The 20,102-nt window shown below is 69.9% G+C and carries 2 protein-coding genes (1 of these 2 only partly in view); both read left to right on the forward strand.

Translation table 11 applies throughout. The features are described from left to right. Positions 1 to 7,879 carry the 3' portion of a non-ribosomal peptide synthetase gene (locus BLU62_RS32005; protein ID WP_159441590.1) on the forward strand. 6,764 nt of this gene lie to the left of the window's left edge, so 7,879 of the gene's 14,643 nt are visible here — the last part of the coding sequence; its start codon lies off the left edge, out of view; it ends in the stop codon at positions 7,877 to 7,879. Continuing rightward, a complete protein-coding gene (locus tag BLU62_RS30165) occupies positions 7,876 to 20,094 on the forward strand; it encodes a non-ribosomal peptide synthetase (RefSeq protein WP_074854108.1) in 12,219 nt (4,072 codons plus the stop codon). The genes BLU62_RS32005 and BLU62_RS30165 overlap by 4 nt, the downstream gene beginning before the upstream one ends. The last annotated feature ends 8 nt before the right edge of the window (positions 20,095 to 20,102 follow it).

Below are 20,102 nucleotides of genomic sequence, written 5' to 3' on the forward strand. Positions count from 1 at the left end.
GGCCCCAGCGGCAACCGTCGCGGTTCGCACACCCGGCGCGATGGTCGGCCGTGGCGGCGAGGTGGAGACCGGAACGCTCATCGACGTCCTCGCCCAGCGCGACCTCGAACCCGACCACCCGGCGCTCATCTGCGACGGCACCGAGATCGACTACGACGAGTTCGAGACGCGGACAAACGCGATCGCGCGGGCGTTGCTCGCCCGCGGGGTCTCGCCCGAAGACGTGGTCGCCGTCGGCATGGAGCGGTCCATCGGCTCGGTCCTCGCGACGTGGGGCGTCATCAAGAGCGGCGCGGCCTATGTACCCGTCGACCCGGCATACCCGGCCGACCGCATCGCCTACATGCTCGACGACTCGGGCGCCACCGTCGGCATCACCGACGCCGGCACGCGTGCCCGCCTCGGCGAAAGCGTCTGTGAATGGGTCGAACTCGCCGATCTCGAGGCCGAAGCCGAATCCGGTGACGACATCACAGATGACGAGCGCAATGGATCGGTGCGGCTGACCAATCTGGCGTACCTGATCTACACGTCCGGTTCGACCGGCCGTCCGAAGGCCGTCGGTGTCTCGCACACCGGCATCGTCGACTTCGTCAACTCGCTCGCCAAGATCACCACCGGCACGCCGGAGGACGAGCCCGACACCCGGATCCTGCATGTCGCATCGCCGAGTTTCGATGCCTCGATGTTCGAGATGGCCTGGGCCATCCCGGCCGGACACACCCTCGTGATCGCACCGCAGACCGACTTCGCCGGTGATGCGCTGGCCACGGTGCTGGAACGCGACGAGGTCACCGACATGATCATCACCCCGTCGGTGCTGGCGACGGTCGATCCGGAACGCGCCCAGTACGTGCGGAACCTGGCGACCGGTGGGGAGGCATGTCCTCCCGAACTCGTCGAACGCTGGTCGGAGCGCGGCCGCCGCATCTTCAACTGCTACGGACCCACCGAGGCGACGGTGTGGGCCACCCGGTCGCGGCTCACCGCCGGTAAGCCGGTGACGATCGGAAAGCCGGTCGACGGCTTCACCGTTCGCGTCCTCGACGGACGGTTGCACGAGGTGCCGCAGGGTGTGGTGGGCGAACTGTATCTGTCCACCGCGGGCCTGGCACGCGGCTACCTCGGTCGTCCCGGCCAGACCGCGACCAGCTTCGTCGCCGATCCGTTCGGTGAGCCGGGCGCGCGGATGTACGCGACCGGCGACCTCGTGCGGGTGGCCAAGGGCGGCAATCTCGAATTCGCCGGCCGCGCCGACCATCAGGTCAAGATCAACGGGCAGCGTGTGGAACTCGGCGAGATCGAAGCCGTGCTCGACGCCCAGCCGGGTGTCGCGCAGTCGGTCGTGGTCGGCGTCGAGTCGACCCGGGGCGGACGCAAGCACACCGAGGTCGTGGCCTACCTGGTCGCGAAACCCGGCGCGACCATCGACAGCACCGCGGTCCTCGACGAGGCGGCCCAGCACCTGGCGGCGCACATGGTGCCCAGCCAGGCGATCGCCATCGACGAGATCCCGTTGACCCCGGCGGGCAAGCTCGACCGCACCGCGCTGCCCGAACCGCATGCCCCGGAACCGGCCGAGTACGTCGCACCGGCGAACCCCGTCGAAGAGAACCTCGCGCGGATCGTCGGCGGCCTGCTGGGCGACGAGCGGATCAGCGTCACCGAGTCGTTCTTCGCCCTCGGCGGTGACTCGATCATGTCGATCCAGCTGTCGTCGGCGGCCAAGGCGGCCGGTATCCACCTGTCGCCCCGAGAGATCTTCGAGCTGAAGACGATTCGCGCGATGGCGGCTGCCGCAGCGGCCTCGGGCGGTCCGGTCGAGCTGATCGAGGAGTTGCCGGGCGGTGGAGCCGGTGAGATGCCACTCCCGCCGGTCGTCTCCTGGATGATCGAACACTCCGAGCAGCCCGCCGATTTCGCGGACTTCTCGCAGCCGCTCGTCTTCGGTTTCCCGAGGGACGCCGAGGTCACCGACCTGCAGGCGGTCGTCGAGGCCGTCGCGGCCGCGCATCCGATGCTGACTGCTGTCCTCACCCGGGACAGCGACGAGTGGAATCTGACCGCCGGCGCGGGAACCGTTCCTGCCGTACGTGAGATCGACGCCACCGGACCGATGGCCGAGGCCCTGCTCGGCGCGCACCGCGTGCTGCTGGACGCGCTCGATCCGGCCACCGGCTCGCTGTTCGGTACCGCGGTCGTCACCGGCGACGGCTGGCGTCGGCTCGTCATCGCCATCCATCACCTCGGCGTGGACGCCGTTTCGTGGCCGATCCTCGTCGAGGACCTCGTCACCGCGTGGGCGCAGCAGACCTCCGGCCGGCCCATCGAACTCCGCCCGGAGGGCACGTCCGCACGCCGGATCGCGCATCTCCTCGCCGACCAGGTGGACGCTCGTGAGGGCGAGGCCGACTACTGGCTCGAGCAGCTACCCCCGCGACCGACATCGTTCGGCGACGCCGCCGAACGTTCCGTCCACCGGTGGGGTGACGAGTCCTCGCTGACCTACGTGGTCGATGACGTCGCAGGACCGATCCTGACCGCGGTTCCCCAGGCGTTCGGAAGCAGCGTCGATGACGTCCTGCTCGGCGCGCTCGCACGAGCCGTGCGCACGTGGCAGCTGGACAACGGAATCGCCGACGACGGACCGGTCGCGGTGTCGACCGAGGGCCACGGCCGAGACGAGAGCATCGCCGGCGACGAGGGCGCCATCGATCTGTCCCGGACGGCCGGCTGGTTCACCAGCATCACCCCGCTGGCCGTCGACCCGTCGAGCGACATCGTCCGTGCGATCAAGTCAGCGAAGGACATGCGGGTGTCCCGTCCGGGTGGCGGGGTCGGCTTCGGCATCCTCCGCTACAGCTCCGACGGCGAACTCGCGCGTCGCCCGCTCCCGTCGATCCTGTACAACTTCTTCGGCGGCGGAACCGCCCCGACCACGGACACGACGCCGGACGAGTTCCTGCCGGCGTCCGACGGCCCGCACCTCCCCCCCACGGTGTCGGGCGCGATGCGATCGCCGAGTGTCTTCGGGATCAACATCAGCACGGCCGGCCGCGAGCAGAAGCGGCTGGAAGCGACGGTCACCTACGCCGGCGGCGTCCTCGACGAGGCCGCGGCGGCCGACATCGCCGAGCGTTGGCATCGGGAACTGCGCGCCGTCGCAGAACTCGTCGCCACGGGGGCGGACGTAGGCCTCAGCCGCGCCGATGTGCCCGGTGTCGAGGTCACGCAGGACGATCTCGACCGTCTCGCCGAGCTGTACCCCGGAGTCGACGTCTGGCCGCTGACCCCGCTGCAGCAGGGCCTCTTCTTCCAGGCCGACCTCGCGAGCAACGCGGGCGTCGACCACGCGGGCATCGATGTCTACGTGACGCAGACCGTCCTGTCGCTGACCGGCGACATCGACGCCGACCGGTTGCGGACGGCGCTGGGACAGCTTCTCGACCGTCAGCGGGTTCTGCGCTCGGGCTTCGTGCGGCTGTCGACCGGGGCAGCGCTCACCGTGGTGCCGGCCGAGGTGAACGTGCCATGGCGGGTCGTCGACCTGAGAGCCGACGACCCCGCAACGCGTCAGGGCCGGGTCGAGGCCGTCATCGCCGAGGAGCGGGCGAAACCGTTCGACATGGCGCAGCCGCCGCTCATCCGCACGGTGCTGATCGAGCACGCTGACGGTGCCGAGGTGGTCATCACCAACCACCACCTGCTGATCGACGGCTGGTCGAGCCCGCTCGTCCTCGCCGATCTCCTCTCGCTGTATGCGACGGGGGAGACCTTCACCGGGTCGCTGCCCGGAGCGTCGCAGCGCGACTTCGCCGACCATGCGCGTGCGCTCGCCACGACCGACACCGCCGCCGGCCTCGCCGCCTGGCGCGAGGTGCTCGCGCCCGTCACCGAGCCGACGCTGGTCGCACCGGGTCACGAGCCCTCCGCGGATGCTCCGCCCCGCGACTTCGAGTTCACCGTCGACGTCGACGTGACCGAACGTCTCGAGGCACTGGCCCGGGACAACTCGACCACGATGTCGACCGTCGTCCAGTTCGCCTGGGCGGTCTTCCTGTCGCGTCTCACGGGTAACCGCACGGTGTCCTTCGCGGAGACGGTCTCCGGCCGCTCGCCCGACATCGAGGGCATGGAGTCGATGGTCGGCATGTTCATCAACACGATCCCGGCCGTCGTCGACGTCGATCCCGACGCCACGGTGGTCGACGCGCTGACCGCGATGCAGAACGACAAGGTCAAGGTCCTCGACCACCAGCAGCTCGGACTGCCCGTTCTGGTCGCACAGACCGGGCTGCCCACATTGTTCGACACGCTCGCGGTCTACGAGTCGTACCCGGTGAACGTCGACTCGGTCGCCGGCATCGACGCGTCGTCGGCCGGCGGGCTGCAACTGGTCGGCGCCGAGACGTCGGACGCGACCCACTACCCGCTCAACCTGTCCGCGTCGCGCCGCGGCACCGAGCTCGCGCTGAAGATCAAGTTCCTGCCGACCGCGTTCACGCCGGATCAGGTCGCGATCTTCGCCGACGTGTTGACCGAGTTGTTCAAGGCGATCGCCGAGGCCCCCGAGAACACCTGTGCGCGTCTGCCGCTTCTGTCGGCAGAGGCCGGTGCCGCACTCACACCCGTGACCGGGGGGCCCGCAACGGACCCGGTGACCCTGTGCGAGATGTTCCGGGCCGCGGTGCGCCGTGCGCCCGACAACGTGGCCGTCGTCGACGGTGCGGGAGCACGACTGACCTATCGGGAACTCGACGAGGCCTCAGACCGACTGGCTCGCTGGCTGATCGGTCGCGGCGTGGGACCCGAGCGCGCCGTTGCGCTCGCCATCGGCCGGTCGGCCCGTCTGCTGACCGCGATCTGGGCCGTGGCGAAGACCGGTGGCGCCTACGTGCCCATCGATCCCGACTATCCGGGCGAGCGTGTCGCAGCGATGATCGAGGATTCCGGTGCGGTACTCGGATTGTCGGTCGTCGCGTCCGGTGACCTGCCGGCGCGGGAGTTCGAATGGGTGCGACTGGACGACGACTCCGTGGTTGCCGAGATCGACGCTGTGCCCGCCGGACCGATCACCGAGGCCGAACACCCGGGGGACGTGACCGCGGCGAACCTCGCCTACGTCATCTACACGTCCGGTTCGACCGGCCGCCCGAAGGGCGTGGCGGTCACCCACTCGGGGCTCGCGAACTTCGCCCGACAGGAATCCGAACGCCTGGATGCCGGCGACAACCTGGTGGTGCTCGGGTTCGCCTCACCCAGCTTCGACGCGTCGGTGCTCGAGTACCTGCTGGCCACCGTCAACTCGGGCACACTGGCCTACCGTCCGTCGGAGGCGGTCGGCGGAGCGGCGCTGGAGCAATTCATCGCCGAACACGGTGCGACGCACACGTTCCTGACGCCATCGGTGCTCTCGACGATGGACCCGGCCGCGGTGCCGAGTCTTCGGGTGATCGCGGCCGGCGGCGAAGCGGTGCCGCAACCGATCGTCGACCGGTGGGCCGGGGCGACCGAACTGCACAACCTGTACGGCCCGACCGAGACGACGATCGGTATCACGATTTCGACGGCGATGCAGCCCGGCGACCCGGTGCGCCTCGGTGGTCCGATCGGCGGGGTGGATCTGATGGTCCTCGACGACCGGTTGCGGCCGGTTCCCGTCGGCATGCCGGGCGAGCTGTACGTGGCCGGGGGTGCACTCTCCCGCGGCTACCTCGATCGGTCCGGGCTCACCGCCGAGCGGTTCACCGCCAATCCGTACGGCGAAGCCGGGCAACGGATGTACCGCACCGGTGACGTCGTCCGGTGGACAACTGACTCGAGAACCGGCGGTCTGACCCTTGAGTACACCGGCCGTTCCGACGACCAGGTGAAGCTGCGCGGCCTGCGCATCGAGCTGGGGGAGATCGAGGCCGTGCTCGCCGAGCACGACGCCGTCGAATCGGCCGTGGTCCTCGGCGTCGGCGGATCGGTGGCGACGGCGCTGGCCGCCTATGTCGTCCCGGTCGGCGGCACGGTCGAGGTGGCCGAGCTCAAGACCTTCGCGGGTCGTCGTCTGCCGGCGTACATGGTGCCGTCGTCGTTCACCGTGATCGACGAACTGCCGCTGACACCGGTCGGCAAGCTCGACAAGCGAGCCCTCCCGGAGCCCGTTCTGGACGCCGGCGAGTACATCGCACCGGCCGCCGGCACGGAGAGCACCATCGCCGACGTGGTCGCCGCCGTCCTCGGCATCGACGCCGGTCTCGTCTCGGCGACATCGAGCTTCTTCGAGCTCGGCGGCGACTCCCTCTCCGCGGCACGGCTCGCCGCCCGATTGTCCGATCAACTGGGCGTGGCCGTCTCGGTTCGGGACGTCTTCGAGGCCGGTTCCGTCCGCGCGCTCGCCGATGCGGTCGGCGGCTTCGAGACCGCCGTGCTGCCGCCGGTCACCGCGGTGACGCCACGTCCGGACCGCGTCCCGTTGTCGTTCGCGCAGCAACGGATCTGGTTCATCAATCAGCTGGAACCGGAAGCCCCGACCTACAACATCTCCGTCGGCGTGCGCCTGACCGGGCGCCTGGACGTCTCCGCCCTCGAGGCGGCGGTGCGCGACGTCGTGGCCCGCCACGAAGTCCTGCGGACGACCTTCCCGGCCATCGACGGTAAGCCGTTCCAGTTGGTTCATGCCGTGGATTCGCCTGCAGCCGAGCCGGATTGGGCTGTCGTCTCCGGCGAGGAGGAGCTCGTGACCGCCGCCGGTTCCGGCTTCGACGTCGCGGCCGCGCCGCCGTTCCGGGTGCGCCTGCTGAAGGTGGCCGACAACGAGCACGTCCTGCTGGCGGTGCTGCACCACCTCGTCGGCGACGGCGAGTCGATGCGGCCGCTGATCGGCGACATCGTGAGCGCGTATCGCGCCCGGGCCGCCGGCGCGGCTCCGCAGTTCGCACCGCTGGACGTTCAGTTCGCCGACTACGCGTTGTGGCAGCGCAGTGCGCTGGGGTCGCCGGACGATCCGACGTCCGTGGTGGGCCGGCAGCTCGACTACTGGGCGCGGCAACTGGCCGGGGCGCCAGACGTGCTGGGCCTCCCGGCCGACCGCCCGCGACCGACGGTCGCCTCACACCGTGGCGCGATGGAGACGGTGCCGCTGCCCGCCGAGGTGAGCATGCGGGTGGACGACATCGCCCGTGAGCGTGGCGTGACCCCGTTCATGGTCGTACACGCGGCGCTGGCGGTACTGCTGTCGCGGTTGTCGGCGACCGATGACATCACGGTCGCCACCCCGATCGCCGGCCGTGGCCAGCAGGCCCTCGAGCCGTTGGTCGGCATGTTCGTCAACACCCTCGTGTTGCGGACGCCGGTCGCACCGCGGGGCCGGTTCGCCGACCTCCTCGACGAGGTGCGCACGGTCGATCTCGAGGCGTTCGCCCACGCAGACGTGCCCTTCGAAGCCATCGTCGAGCGTGTCCAGCCGGTGCGCTCGCAGGCGTTCGCTCCGCTGGCACAGGTGATGGTGACCGTCGTCGACCAGACCGCAGCCGATCCCGGTGACGGTGACGCCGCGGCGGCGGGCGAGCTCACGATCGCCCCGGTGGAGTCCCCGGTGGTGCCCGCGCAGTACGACCTCACGGTGACCGTCGGCACCAACCGTCGCGGCGACGGGGAGGTGAGACTCGTCTACGCCACCGACCTGTTCGACGCCCAGACCGCGCGGACGCTGGCCGAACGGTTCGTCACCGTTCTCGACCATCTGAGCTCGCGGCCGGATGCGCTCGTGGCCGATGCCCCGCTGATGACCCGCGCCGAACTCGACGAGGTCCTCGGCTGGTCCCGGGGCGCGTCGGACCCTCCGGCGGCGGAGACCTTGTTCGAGTTCGCGACGGGTAATGTCCGATGAGGAACGGCGCAGAACAAAGCGGTGCCCGCACCGGCGACCACGGCGGTGCCCGCACCGGCGACCACGAGGAGAATCAACGGAACGTGTCGGAGCTGATCAGGACGCACACCTCGACACAAACCGCGTCGACACCGGCTCTGGTTTTCGGTGATCGCCGGGTGTCCCGAGACGAGTTCACCGCGCGGGTCGCAGGCCTCGCGCGGGAGCTCATCGCAGCGGGCGTCGGCCCCGAGGTCGCGGTGGGCGTCGAGCTCGCGCGGTCGGTCGAACTCCTGGTCGCGGTCCACGCGATCATCGAGGCCGGCGCACACTATGTGCCGCTCGACGCGCAGCTACCCGACGAACGTCTCCGCTACATGGTCGCGACGTCCGGTGCCCGGCTGGTCCTGGTCGCGGGCGACGCCGACGCGGCGCGCGCTCGGTACGAGGAGATGGCCGCGGTCCGGACCGTCGACTGCACCGGTCCGGCACCCGACGCAGCCCCGATCACCGACGCTGACCGGCGCTCGCCCGTTCTCGGTGAGACCGCCGCGTACACGATCTTCACGTCCGGCTCGACCGGCCGTCCCAAGGGCGTCACCGTCTCGCACCGTGCGGTCGCGAGCCGGCTCCGCTGGATGCGGAACTGGTACTCGTTGACCGCCGACGACGTGTTCCTCCAGAAGACCCCGATCACCTTCGACGTCTCGGTGTGGGAGCTGTTGCTGCCCATCGGCCTCGGCGCCACGCTCGTCATCGCCGATCCGGGCCGCCACGGAGACCCCGACCACGTCGCCGACCTCATCGCCGCCGAGTCCGTGACGGTCGTCCACTTCGTCCCGTCGATGCTGTCGGCGTTCACCGATGTGCTCGGTGACCGGCTGGCCGAGCTCACCGGACTCCGGCTGCTGTTCACCTCGGGAGAGGCGCTCACGGCCGCGGTCGCCGAACCCGCGCTCGCGGCCCTGCCGGACCTCGAGATCCACAACCTCTACGGTCCGACCGAGGCGGCCGTCGACGTCACCGCCCAGCCGGTCGTCTCCGGCGATCGCAACGTGCCGATCGGCGTGCCCGTTCCCCACACACAGACCTACATCCTCGACTCGTCGCTGAAGCCGGTCCCGGCCGGTGTCCCGGGAGAGCTGTATCTCGGCGGCGTCCAGGTGGCGCGCGGCTACGCGGCGCGCCCGGATCTGACCTCGGAACGTTTCGTCGCCGACCCCTTCGGCGCGCCCGGCTCACGCCTCTACCGCACCGGCGACCTCGTCCGCTGGAACCGCAGCGGCGCCATCGAGTACCTCGGCCGCACCGACTTCCAGGTGAAGCTGCGCGGTCAGCGACTCGAGCTCGGCGAGGTCGAGGCAGCCATCGCCGCGGCCCCCGGCGTGGTGCACTCGGCGGCCTCGGTCGTCGACGCCCCCGGCGGCCAGGTGCTCGTCGGGTACCTGTCACCCGACGACGTCGACCTCGATGCGGTCGCCAAGAGCATCGCCGCGCGGTTGCCGGAGTACATGCGGCCGGGTACCTGGGTGCGGCTGGAGCAGATGCCGCTGAACAGCTCGGGCAAGGTGGACCGGCGTTCGCTCCCGGCGCCCGACTTCGGTGTCGCCGAGTATGTGGCGCCCGAGTCCGCCGACGAGGAGACGGTCACCAAACTCTTCGCCGAACTCCTCGGACTCGATCGGGTCGGCGTCACCGAATCGTTCTTCGATCTGGGCGGCAGCTCGTTGTCGGCCACACGCATCGCGGCCCGGGTCGCCAACGAACTCGGCGTCGCCGTCTCGGTGCGCGACGTCTTCGACGCGCCCAGCGTGCGTGAGCTCGTCGACACCCTCCGGGATCGTGAGTCCGCGCTGCCACCCGTCCGGCGCATCGATCCGCGCCCGGAGATCGTTCCGCTGTCGTATGCGCAGCAGCGGATGTGGTTCATCAACAAGCTCGACCCGGCCAGCGGCATGTACAACATCCCGGTGGTCCTGCGGGTCAGCGGCGATCTCGACGTCGCGGCGCTGCGCACCGCGATGGGCGACGTCGTGTCCCGGCACGAGACGCTCCGGACGACGTTCCCGGACGCCGACGGCACGCCGTTCCAGCTGGTGCACGAGGTCTCCGAGATCGCCGAGCATCTGGACGTGCGGCACGTCGGCTCGGTCGCCGACATCGAGGCGGCGGTGTCGAGCGGATTCGTGCTGGCGCGCGAATGGCCTGTGCGAGTCCGTATCTGGGAGGCCGCGCCGGGGGAGCACGTGGTCGCGGTGGTGATGCACCACATCGCCTCCGACGGTGAGTCCTTTGCGCCGCTGGTCTCCGATCTGGTCACCGCCTACCTCGCGCGATCGACCGGCGAGTCGCCGGTCTTCGCACCGCTCGAGGTGTCCTACGCCGACTTCGCGCTGTGGCAGCGCGAGGTACTCGGTTCGCCGGATGATCCGGCGTCGGTGGTCGGCCGGCAGCTCGCGTACTGGACCGAGCAGCTCGCTGGTCTGCCGGACGTGCTGGAGTTGCCGACGGATCGGCCGCGCCCGCAGACCGCCACCGGTCGCGGCGCGCAGGCCGACTTCGCCATCCCCGCCGAGATCGCCGACGGCATCACGAAACTCGCCGCGCAGCGGGGCGTCACCCCGTACATGGTCGTGCACGCCGCCCTGGCGGTCGTACTCGCTCGTCTGTCGGGCAGCGACGATCTCGCCATCGGGTCGCCGTTCGCCGGACGCGGCCAGCGCGAGCTCGAGCCGCTCATCGGCATGTTCGTCAACACCCTCGTCCTGCGTTCGCGGGTCGACGGCTCCGCGACCTTCACCGAACTGCTCGCCGACATCCGCGACACGGACCTGGCCGCCTTCGCACACGCCGACGTCGCCTTCGAATCGGTCGTCGAAGCGGTCGACCCCGTCCGCAGTGCGGCATTCGCGCCGCTGACGCAGGTGTGGTTGAGCGTCGAACAGGGCGCGGGCCGGCGGTCCGCAGAACTGCCGAACGGACTGGTCGTCTCCCCGTTCGACGGGGGCCCCACCCTCGCCAAGGTCGACCTCGGTTTCGGTGTCCACACCGCGCCCGCCGGAGATCCCTGGTCGGGTTCGGTCACCTACGCGACCGATCTCTTCGACGAGTCGACGGTCCGCGCGACCGCCGATCGACTGATCCGGGTGCTGTCCGCGGTCGTGACCGCACCGGAGGTCCTGATCGGCGACATCGAACTCCTCGATGCCGACGAACGATCCCGCATCGAGGAGTGGTCGGGATCGACGACGTCTCGCGAACAGGGACTCGGGACGGGAACCCTCGCCGACCTGGTGGAAAGGGTCGAGCCGTCGTTCCTGCACTCCACCGCGGTCATCGACGGTGACCGCACCGTCGACTACGAAGAACTGACCGACCGGACCAATGCGCTTGCGCGCCGGTTGATCGGCCTCGGCGTCGGTCCCGACGTGCCGGTCGCGATCTCGCTGCCCCGGTCGGTCGAGATGGTGATCGCCTCGCATGCGGTGATCGCCGCCGGTGGTCATTTCGTGCCCATCGGCGTCGACGCGCCCGCGGAACGGGTCCGTTACATCCTGGACGCCACCGGTGCCGATGTGCTTGTGGTCTCGGCGCACGCGCGCGACGCAGCGGACCGTGTCGCGCCGGAGGCCGTGAGGGTCGTCGAGGTCGACGCATCGGCGCCCCTGACCGGTGACACGTCGACCATCACCGATGCCGACCGCACCGCACCGCTCCACCCCGACCACGCGATGTACACCATCTTCACCTCGGGTTCGACCGGTAAACCCAAGGGCGTCACCGTGTCTCACCGTGCGGCGATGGCGATGCTGTACGCCGATCATCTCGACCACGAATTCACCTCGGCCGACGTCGTCCTGGCCGTCCTCGACTTCACCTTCGATCCGTCGGTGCTCGACCTGTTCCGCCCGGTCATCAGCCAGGGCACACTCGTCATCGTCGGACAGGGTCAGCAACGTGACCCGTGGGCGTTGCGGGACTACGTGATCCGGCATCGGGTCACCTCGATCATGATGGTGCCGTCGATGCTCTCGCTGATGCTCGGCGAACTGTCCGACGAGGATTTCGCGGCGATGCGATCGGTGCGGACCGTGCAGCTCGGTGGCGAGGCGCTCGCACCCGCGCTGGCCGACGCCATGCACCGGGTCTGGCCGCAGGCCGCCCTCCACAACCAGTACGGGCCGACCGAGACCGTCATCTACTCGACCATCGCCGAAGTGGGTTCGGGACCCTCGACGGTGCCCATCGGTGTCCCGACCCCGCACGGCACCGCCCAGATCCTCGACGCGCGACTGCATCCGGTACCGGTCGGCGTGCCCGGCGAGCTCTACCTCGGCGGCATCCAGATCGCCCGCGGCTACATCGGCCGCTCGGGCCTGACCGCCGAGCGGTTCGTCGCCGATCCGAGCGGACCCGCCGGTTCGCGGATGTACCGGACCGGCGACACCGTGCGCTGGCGTGCCGACGGTCAGATCGAATACCTCGGGCGCATCGACTTCCAGGTCAAGCTGCGCGGCCAGCGCATCGAACTCGGCGAGATCGAGTCGGTGATCGCGTCCGCGCCAGGTGTCCGCGAGGTCGTCGTCACGGTCCTCGAGACCCCTACCGGCGCGCAGAGTCTCGTCGCCTACGTCACCGCCGACACCGACGTCGCGGTGACCGCACTGCGCGGCCACGCCGCCGAACATCTGCTCCCGTTCATGCGTCCCGCGGTGTGGACGCTGCTCGACGACATGCCGGTCAATGCGGCGGGCAAGGTCGACCGGGAGCGTTTGCCCGCACCGGATCTCGGCGGTGTCGAGTACGTCGCTCCGGTCGGACCGGAGGAGGAAGCGGTCGCGGCGGTCTTCGCCGACATCCTCGGCGCCGAGAAGGTCAGCGTCACCGAGTCCTTCTTCGACCTCGGCGGTACGTCGCTCAACGCGGCCCGGCTGGCCGCACGTGTCTCGGCCGCACTGGATGCCGAGGTCCGCGTCCGCGACGTGTTCGACGCGCCCTCGGTCCGTGAACTCGTCGAGGCGGTCGCGGGACGGAGTCCGGCGCTACCGCCGATCACCGCCGTCGCGCCGCGCCCCGATCGTGTTCCGCTGTCGTTCGCGCAGCAGCGGATGTGGTTCATCAACCGGTTCGAACCGGACAGCGCCACCTACAACCTGCCGAACGTGCTGCGACTCTCCGGACCCCTGGACGTCGCCGCGCTGCGTGCCGCCTTCGTCGACCTCGCGATGCGACATGAGGTGCTGCGCACCACGTTCCCCGCGGTGGACGGCGTGCCGTACCAGGAGGTGTTCGACGCGGCGGAGGTGGCGGGCCGGCTGGACTGGGATGTCGCCGAGTCGATGGCCGACATCCAGGCCGCGGTCACCACCGAGTTCGACCTGGCCGTCGACTGGCCCATCCGGGTTCGGTTGTGGCCGGTGGGCACCGACGAACACGTCCTCGCAATCGTTATCCATCACATCGCCGCCGACGGTGAGTCGCTGCGTCCGCTGATTGCCGATCTGGTGACCGCCTACAGTGCACGGCACGAGGGCTTCGCGCCCGAATTCGCGCCCCTCGAGGTGCAATTCGCCGACTTCGCGATCTGGCAGCACGAGGTCCTCGGTTCACCCGACGACGCCGGCTCCGTCATCGGCAAGCAGCTCGGATACTGGCGCGAGGCCCTCGCGGGGATGCCCGATCTGCTCGAACTGCCCTACGACCGGCCGCGACCCCGGGTCGCCTCCGGTCGCGGCGGGGTCACCGAGTTCACCATCCCGGAGCACCTGGCCCGACGCATCGGCGACGTCGCCACCCGGACCGGCGCGACGCCGTTCATGGTGCTCGACGCCGCGCTGGCGACGCTGCTCGCACGGATGTCGGCGACCGACGACATCGCCATCGCCACCCCGGTCGCCGGCCGCGGCCGACCCGAGCTCGACCCGCTGATCGGCATGTTCGTCAACACTCTGGTATTACGGTCGAAGATCGATCTCGGTGAGTCCTTCGTCGATGTGGTCTCCCGAACCCGCACCACCGCTTTGGGTGCCTTCGAGAACGCCGACGTGCCGTTCGAGACCGTGGTGGACGCGGTCAACCCGGTGCGCAGCGAGGCGTTCGCGCCGCTGGCCCAGGTGATGCTGACCCTCGACCCGGGCGGCGCGGCACGTTCGGCCGGGTTCCCGGTCGGCGACCTGGTGTTCTCCGGAGTCGAGATCGACGAACCGCCGGCCCAGGTGGATCTGACCTTCATGGTGAACTCGGCCCCCGCCGGCGACTGGCAGGGCGCAGTCACGTTCGCCGCCGATCTGTTCGACGAGTCAACGGTGCACACGCTGGCCACACGGTTCGTCACACTGCTCGATGCCCTGACCGACGACGTGCACATGGCGATCGGCGACGTCTCGATCCTCGGCGCCGACGAAGCGTCGCTGATCACCGAAGCGCAGCAGGGTCTCGTCCGGCCGCTGCCGACCGAAGACCTGGCCTCCGCACTTGCGGCCAGTGTCGACGCGTACCCCGATCGCGAAGCGCTCGTGTTCGGCGACCGGAGCGTCACCTACAGCGAACTCGGCGCGCGGGTCAATACCCTGGCCCGGCGACTGATCGCTGTCGGCGTCGGACCGGATGTCGCGGTGGCCGTGTGCATCCCGCGGTCGGTGGAGCTCCTGGTCGCGATCCATGCGATCGTGGCCGCCGGTGGGCAGTACGTGCCCGTCGACACCGCCGCGCCGGTCGATCGCGCCGAGTACATGGTCGAGACCTCGGGTGCGACCGTGGCCCTCGTGCACGCCGGACTTCCGACCCCGGGGCCGATCGCCGGGCTCGGCGACACGGTCGAGGTGATCGCGGTCGACACGTCGAACTCGATCGAGGGCGCCGTCGCGCCCATCACCGACGACGAGCGCCGTGGCCGACTGCGTCCCCAGCATGCCGCGTACACGATCTTCACCTCCGGTTCGACGGGCCGGCCGAAGGGCGTGACCCTCCCGCACGATGCCGTCGTCAACCGGTTGCGCTGGGGTCTGGACGAACTGCCGATCGGCGCCGACGACATGGTGGTCCTCAAGACGCCCTACACCTTCGACTGTTCGGTCGCGGAGTTGTTCGGTCCGCTCGTGCAGGGTTCGCGGTTGCTCATCGCCGAGCCCGACGGCCACCTCGACCCGCCGTACCTGGCCGACCTGATCGCGGACACCGGCGCGACGATGGTGCACTTCGTGCCGTCGATGCTGTCGGTGTTCCTCGAACTCGCGGGCCCCGAACGGCTCGCCCGACTCGATCGTCTGCGGATCCTCTCCACGACAGGCGAGGCGCTGCCACCCGCGGTGGCCGCCGAGGCCCGCGCGGCCATGCCCGACGCGGTGCTGTACAACCTGTACGGGCCGACCGAGGCCGCCGTCGAGATCACGTATCAGCAGCTCGACGAGATCGGTGACACCGTGCCGATCGGTGTGCCGGTGTGGAATTCGACGGCGTACGTCCTCGACGGGCGTCTGAACCAGGTGCCGTCCGGGGTGCCTGGCGAGTTGTACGTCGGCGGCGTCCAGTTGGCGCGCGGCTACGCGGCCCGGCCCGACCTGACCGCGGACCGGTTCCTCGCGGATCCGTTCGGCGAGCCCGGGTCACGGATGTACCGCACCGGCGACCTGGTGCGGCGCAATGCTTCCGGCGAGCTCGAGTACCTGGGCCGGACGGACTTCCAGGTGAAACTCCGGGGCCAGCGGATCGAGCTCGGTGAGATCGAGGCCGCGATCGCGCAGGCGCCCGGCGTCGTGCACACCGCGGTGACCGTTGCCCAGGCCCCCGACGGCGGCGAACACCTCGTCGCCTACGTGTCCGGAGCACCCGGCGAGACGGTCGACCTGGACGCGATCAAGGCGGCCATCGCGACGCCGCTGCCCGAGTACATGCGGCCCACCGTGTGGATGCCGCTCGACGAGTTCCCGCTCAACACCGCGGGCAAGCTCGACCGAAAGTCGTTGCCCGCGCCCGAATTCACCTCCGGCGAGTACGTCGCACCGGCCACCGACGAGGAGGCCCGGGTCGCCGAGGTCTTCGCCGAGGTACTCGGCGTCGACCGGATCGGTGTCACCGACAGCTTCTTCGACATGGGTGGCAACTCGCTGTCCGCGATGCGTCTGGCCTCCCGCGCGGGTGCCGCTCTGGGCGTCGACGTCTCCGTGCGGGATGTGTTCGGCGCGCCCAGTGTTCGTGAACTGGTCGCGGCGGCCGCGGCGGGAACCCGCGGTCTGCCGCCGATCGTCGCGGTCGAGCCGCGGCCGGATGCCGTTCCGGTGTCGTTCGCGCAGCAGCGGATGTGGTTCATCAACCAGTTCGACTGGGAGTCGCCCACATACAACATCCCGGCGGTCCTGCGACTGACCGGACCGATCGACCTGACGGCGTTGCGTGCCGCCCTGGCCGACGTCGTCGTGCGCCACGAGTCGTTGCGCACCACCTTCCCGGCGGTCGACGGCCTGCCACTCCAACGCATCCACCCGGCCTCAGAGGTCGCGGATCGCCTGGACTGGACGCAGGTCACCGATCGGGCCGCTCTGGAGCGGGACGTGATGACCGGCTTCGACGTCAGCCGGCAGTGGCCGATCCGTGCGCGGGTGCTGCGGATCTCCGACGACGAGCATGTTTTCGCGCTGGTCGTGCACCACATCGCCGCCGACGGTGAGTCGGTTGCCCCGCTGGTCGCCGACCTGGTGGCCGCCTACGTCGCCCGGACCACGGGTGCGGTACCCGAATTCGCGCCGTTGCCGGTGCAATACGCCGACTACGCGCTCTGGCAGCACGAGGTGCTGGGTGCACCCGATGACCCGACCACCGTTCTCGGATCGCAGCTGGCCTACTGGCGGGAAAAGCTCGCCGGTCTGCCGGATGTCATCGACCTGCCCACCGATCGGCCCCGGCCCACGGCGGCGTCGGGCGCAGGCGCGAGGGTCGACGTGCAGATCCCGGCCGGTGTCGCGGACCGGATCGCCGCGGTGGCCCACGACCATGGGGTCACGAACTTCATGGTGGTCCACGCCGCCCTCGCGACGTTGCTCTCGCGGCTGTCCGGAACCGACGACATCGCGATCGGCACGCCGATCGCCGGTCGCGGTCAGGAAGAGCTGGATCGGGTCGTCGGCATGTTCGTCAACACGCTCGTCCTCCGGACGCCGATCTCGCCGGCCGAGTCGTTCGGCGAGGTGCTCTCCCGGGTGAAGTCCGTCGACGTGGAGGCGTTCGCGCACGCCGACGTCCCGTTCGAGACCGTGGTCGACGCGCTCAAGCCGGCGCGGTCGGGAGCCTTCGCGCCCCTCAGCCAGGTCTGGCTCACGTTCGACCAGGCTGCCGGCGGTCTACCCGGCGCCGATGACCTGCCGTCCGGATCGGTCGGCGATCTCGCGATCGCACCGTTGCCGCTCGCGGCCACGCCGGCCAAAGTCGACCTCCTGGTGAGCGTCGCGGCGGCACCGGAACCGGGCGCGCCGTGGCGGACCACGCTGACCTACGCCACCGACCTGTTCGACGAGTCGTCGGCCCGGCGGATCGGTGACTGGCTGGTGGAGTTGCTGGACACGCTGACGTCCCGGGCCGACGCGGCGGTCGGCGACGCACTGTTCCTCGACGACGCGACCAGCGGTCGACTCACCCCGGTCTCGGGCGGACGAGGCGCACAGCCGGAACTGCTCGCGGAGACCTTCGAGCGGGCCGCTCGCTCCTGGCCGCAGGCGGTGGCCGTCGTCGATGCCACCGGCAAGTCCCTCACCTACGAAGAGCTCGACGCCCGGTCGAATCGGTTGGCGCGCTGGCTCATCGGACGCGGTATCGGGCCGGAGTCCCTGGTGGCCCTGGCGATCGGGCGATCGGTGGAATTGCTCACCGCGATCTGGGCCGTCGCCAAGACCGGCGGCGGCTACGTGCCGATCGATCCCGACTATCCGGCCGAGCGGGTCGCGAACATGGTCGAGGATTCCGGTGCCGTGCTGGGGCTCACGACGGACGCCGCCGGACCGCTGCCCGACGAGGGATTCGAGTGGCATCGTCTGGACGGCCTCGATCTCGCGGCCTTCACCACGGCACCGTTGTCGGACTCCGAACGGCTTGCCACGGCTCGCATCGACAACACGGCGTACGTCATCTACACCTCGGGTTCGACCGGCCGGCCGAAGGGCGTGTCCGTCAGCCACTCCGGCCTCGCCAATTTCGCGCGCGAGGAGATGCGGCGCGGGTCGGTGTCCGGTCCGGCTCGTGTGCTGGGCTTCGCATCGCCGAGCTTCGACGCCTCGGTCCTCGAGTACCTGCTCGCCACCGCCAGCGGGGGACTGATCGCCTACCGGCCCGGCGACGCGGTCGGTGGGGAAGCACTGCAGCAGTTCATGGTCGAGCACCGTGTCACGCACACGTTCCTCACGCCGACCGTCCTGTCGACGCTCGATCCGGCAGCACTCGAGTCCCTCGAGCTCGTCTACGTCGGTGGTGAAGCGGTTCCGCAGGCGCTGAAGGACGAGTGGTCGGCGGTCCGCCGGATCCAGAACCTGTACGGGCCGACCGAGACCACGATCGGCATCACCATCAGCGAGCCGATGAAGCCAGGCGAACCGGTCCTGCTCGGTGGGCCTCTCGCGGGCCTCGGGCTGCAGGTCCTCGACAGTCGTCTGCACCCGGTTCCGGTCGGTGTACCCGGCGAGCTCTACGTCACCGGGCTACCGCTGTCGCGCGGATATCTGAACCGGCCCGGCCTGACGGCCGAGCGGTTCGTCGCCGACCCGTTCGGACACAATGGTTCCCGGATGTACCGGACCGGCGACGTGGTGCGCTGGCAACGATCCGCCGACGGTGCACTCGCGCTCGCCTATTCGGGCCGCATCGACGATCAGGTCAAGCTCCGCGGTCTCCGGATCGAACTGGGGGAGATCGAATCGGCGCTCGCGGCGCATCCCGCGGTCGATTCCGCGGTCGTCGTGGGCGTCGGCGGCGCGGTCGCCACGTCGCTCGCGGCCTATCTGGTGACCACCGGCGACGTGACCGACGAGGAGCTCCGCGAGTTCATCGGCCGGCGACTCCCGTCCTTCATGGTCCCGGCGACACTGACGCGTCTCGACGCGTTGCCGATGACACCTGTCGGCAAACTCGACAAGGCGGCGTTGCCCGAACCGGTCGTGGTGGCGGCCGACCATGTCGAACCCGAGACGGACAACGAGCGCGCCATCGCCGAGGTCTTCGCCGAAGTGCTCGGCGTCGAGCGTGTCTCGGTCACCGAGTCGTTCTTCGACCTCGGCGGCAACTCGTTGTCGGCGACGCAGGTCGTCTCGCGGGTCCACGACCGTGGGCTTCCGCTCGAACTGCGTTGGCTCTTCAGCGATCCCACCGTCCGCGAGCTGGCCCGTCGCATCGACGACGAGGGCAGTGCCCGCGGAAACGACGTGCTGATCACCCTGCGCGGCGACGGCACGCGGCCGCCGCTGTTCTGCGTGCACCCGGCCGGTGGTCTCGCCTGGTTCTACGGTGGTTTCGCGCCGTACATCGCCGATCGGCCGATCTACGGGCTACAGGATCCCCATGTCGTCAACGGCGAGGACAGCGCGACCGATGCGCACGATCTCGCCGCACGCTACGTCGAGGAGATCCGTCGGGTGCAGCCGGAGGGGCCGTACCACCTGCTCGGGTGGTCGATCGGCGGAATCATCGCCCATGCGATGGCGACGCGACTACAGGCCGCGGGAGAACAGGTCGCCTATCTCGGCATCATGGACACCGCTCCGCCGGTGGACGGCGAGATCCCGGCCCCGGAGGTGGTCGCCGAGGGAGAGCCGGAGACGGAGCAGGACCACGCCGCCGACATCCTGGGCGGCTGGCGCGATCTGTTCGATCTCGACGACGCCGTGGAAGCGGAGACGCCGGAGGAGGTCGCGGCCATCGTGCGGACACAGATCGCGGGGATGGGGCTTCTCGCCGACGACGTCGTCGACCGGATCATGGACAGTTTCGCCGTGTCCGGCGACATGCTGACGGGCTATCGCCCACAGCGGTTCGCCGGTGCGGTCCAGGTCTTCACCGCGACGAACGACAAGGAGAACCCGGCCGCGATCCCCGAGGGATGGCGGGCGCATGTGTCCGGGACCATCGACAACACCGATGTCCCGACCCACCACCTCGGCATGACCGACGCCGCGTCTCTCGCGGTGATCGGTCCGCGAGTCGACCAGGCACTTTCCGGATCACGCGAGCGGGAAACCGATTCACTCGATCCCTCGTAAAGGGTTGC

Origin of the sequence: Gordonia westfalica, from assembly GCF_900105725.1 — a bacterium.
In the GTDB taxonomy this organism is placed as follows: domain Bacteria; phylum Actinomycetota; class Actinomycetes; order Mycobacteriales; family Mycobacteriaceae; genus Gordonia; species Gordonia westfalica.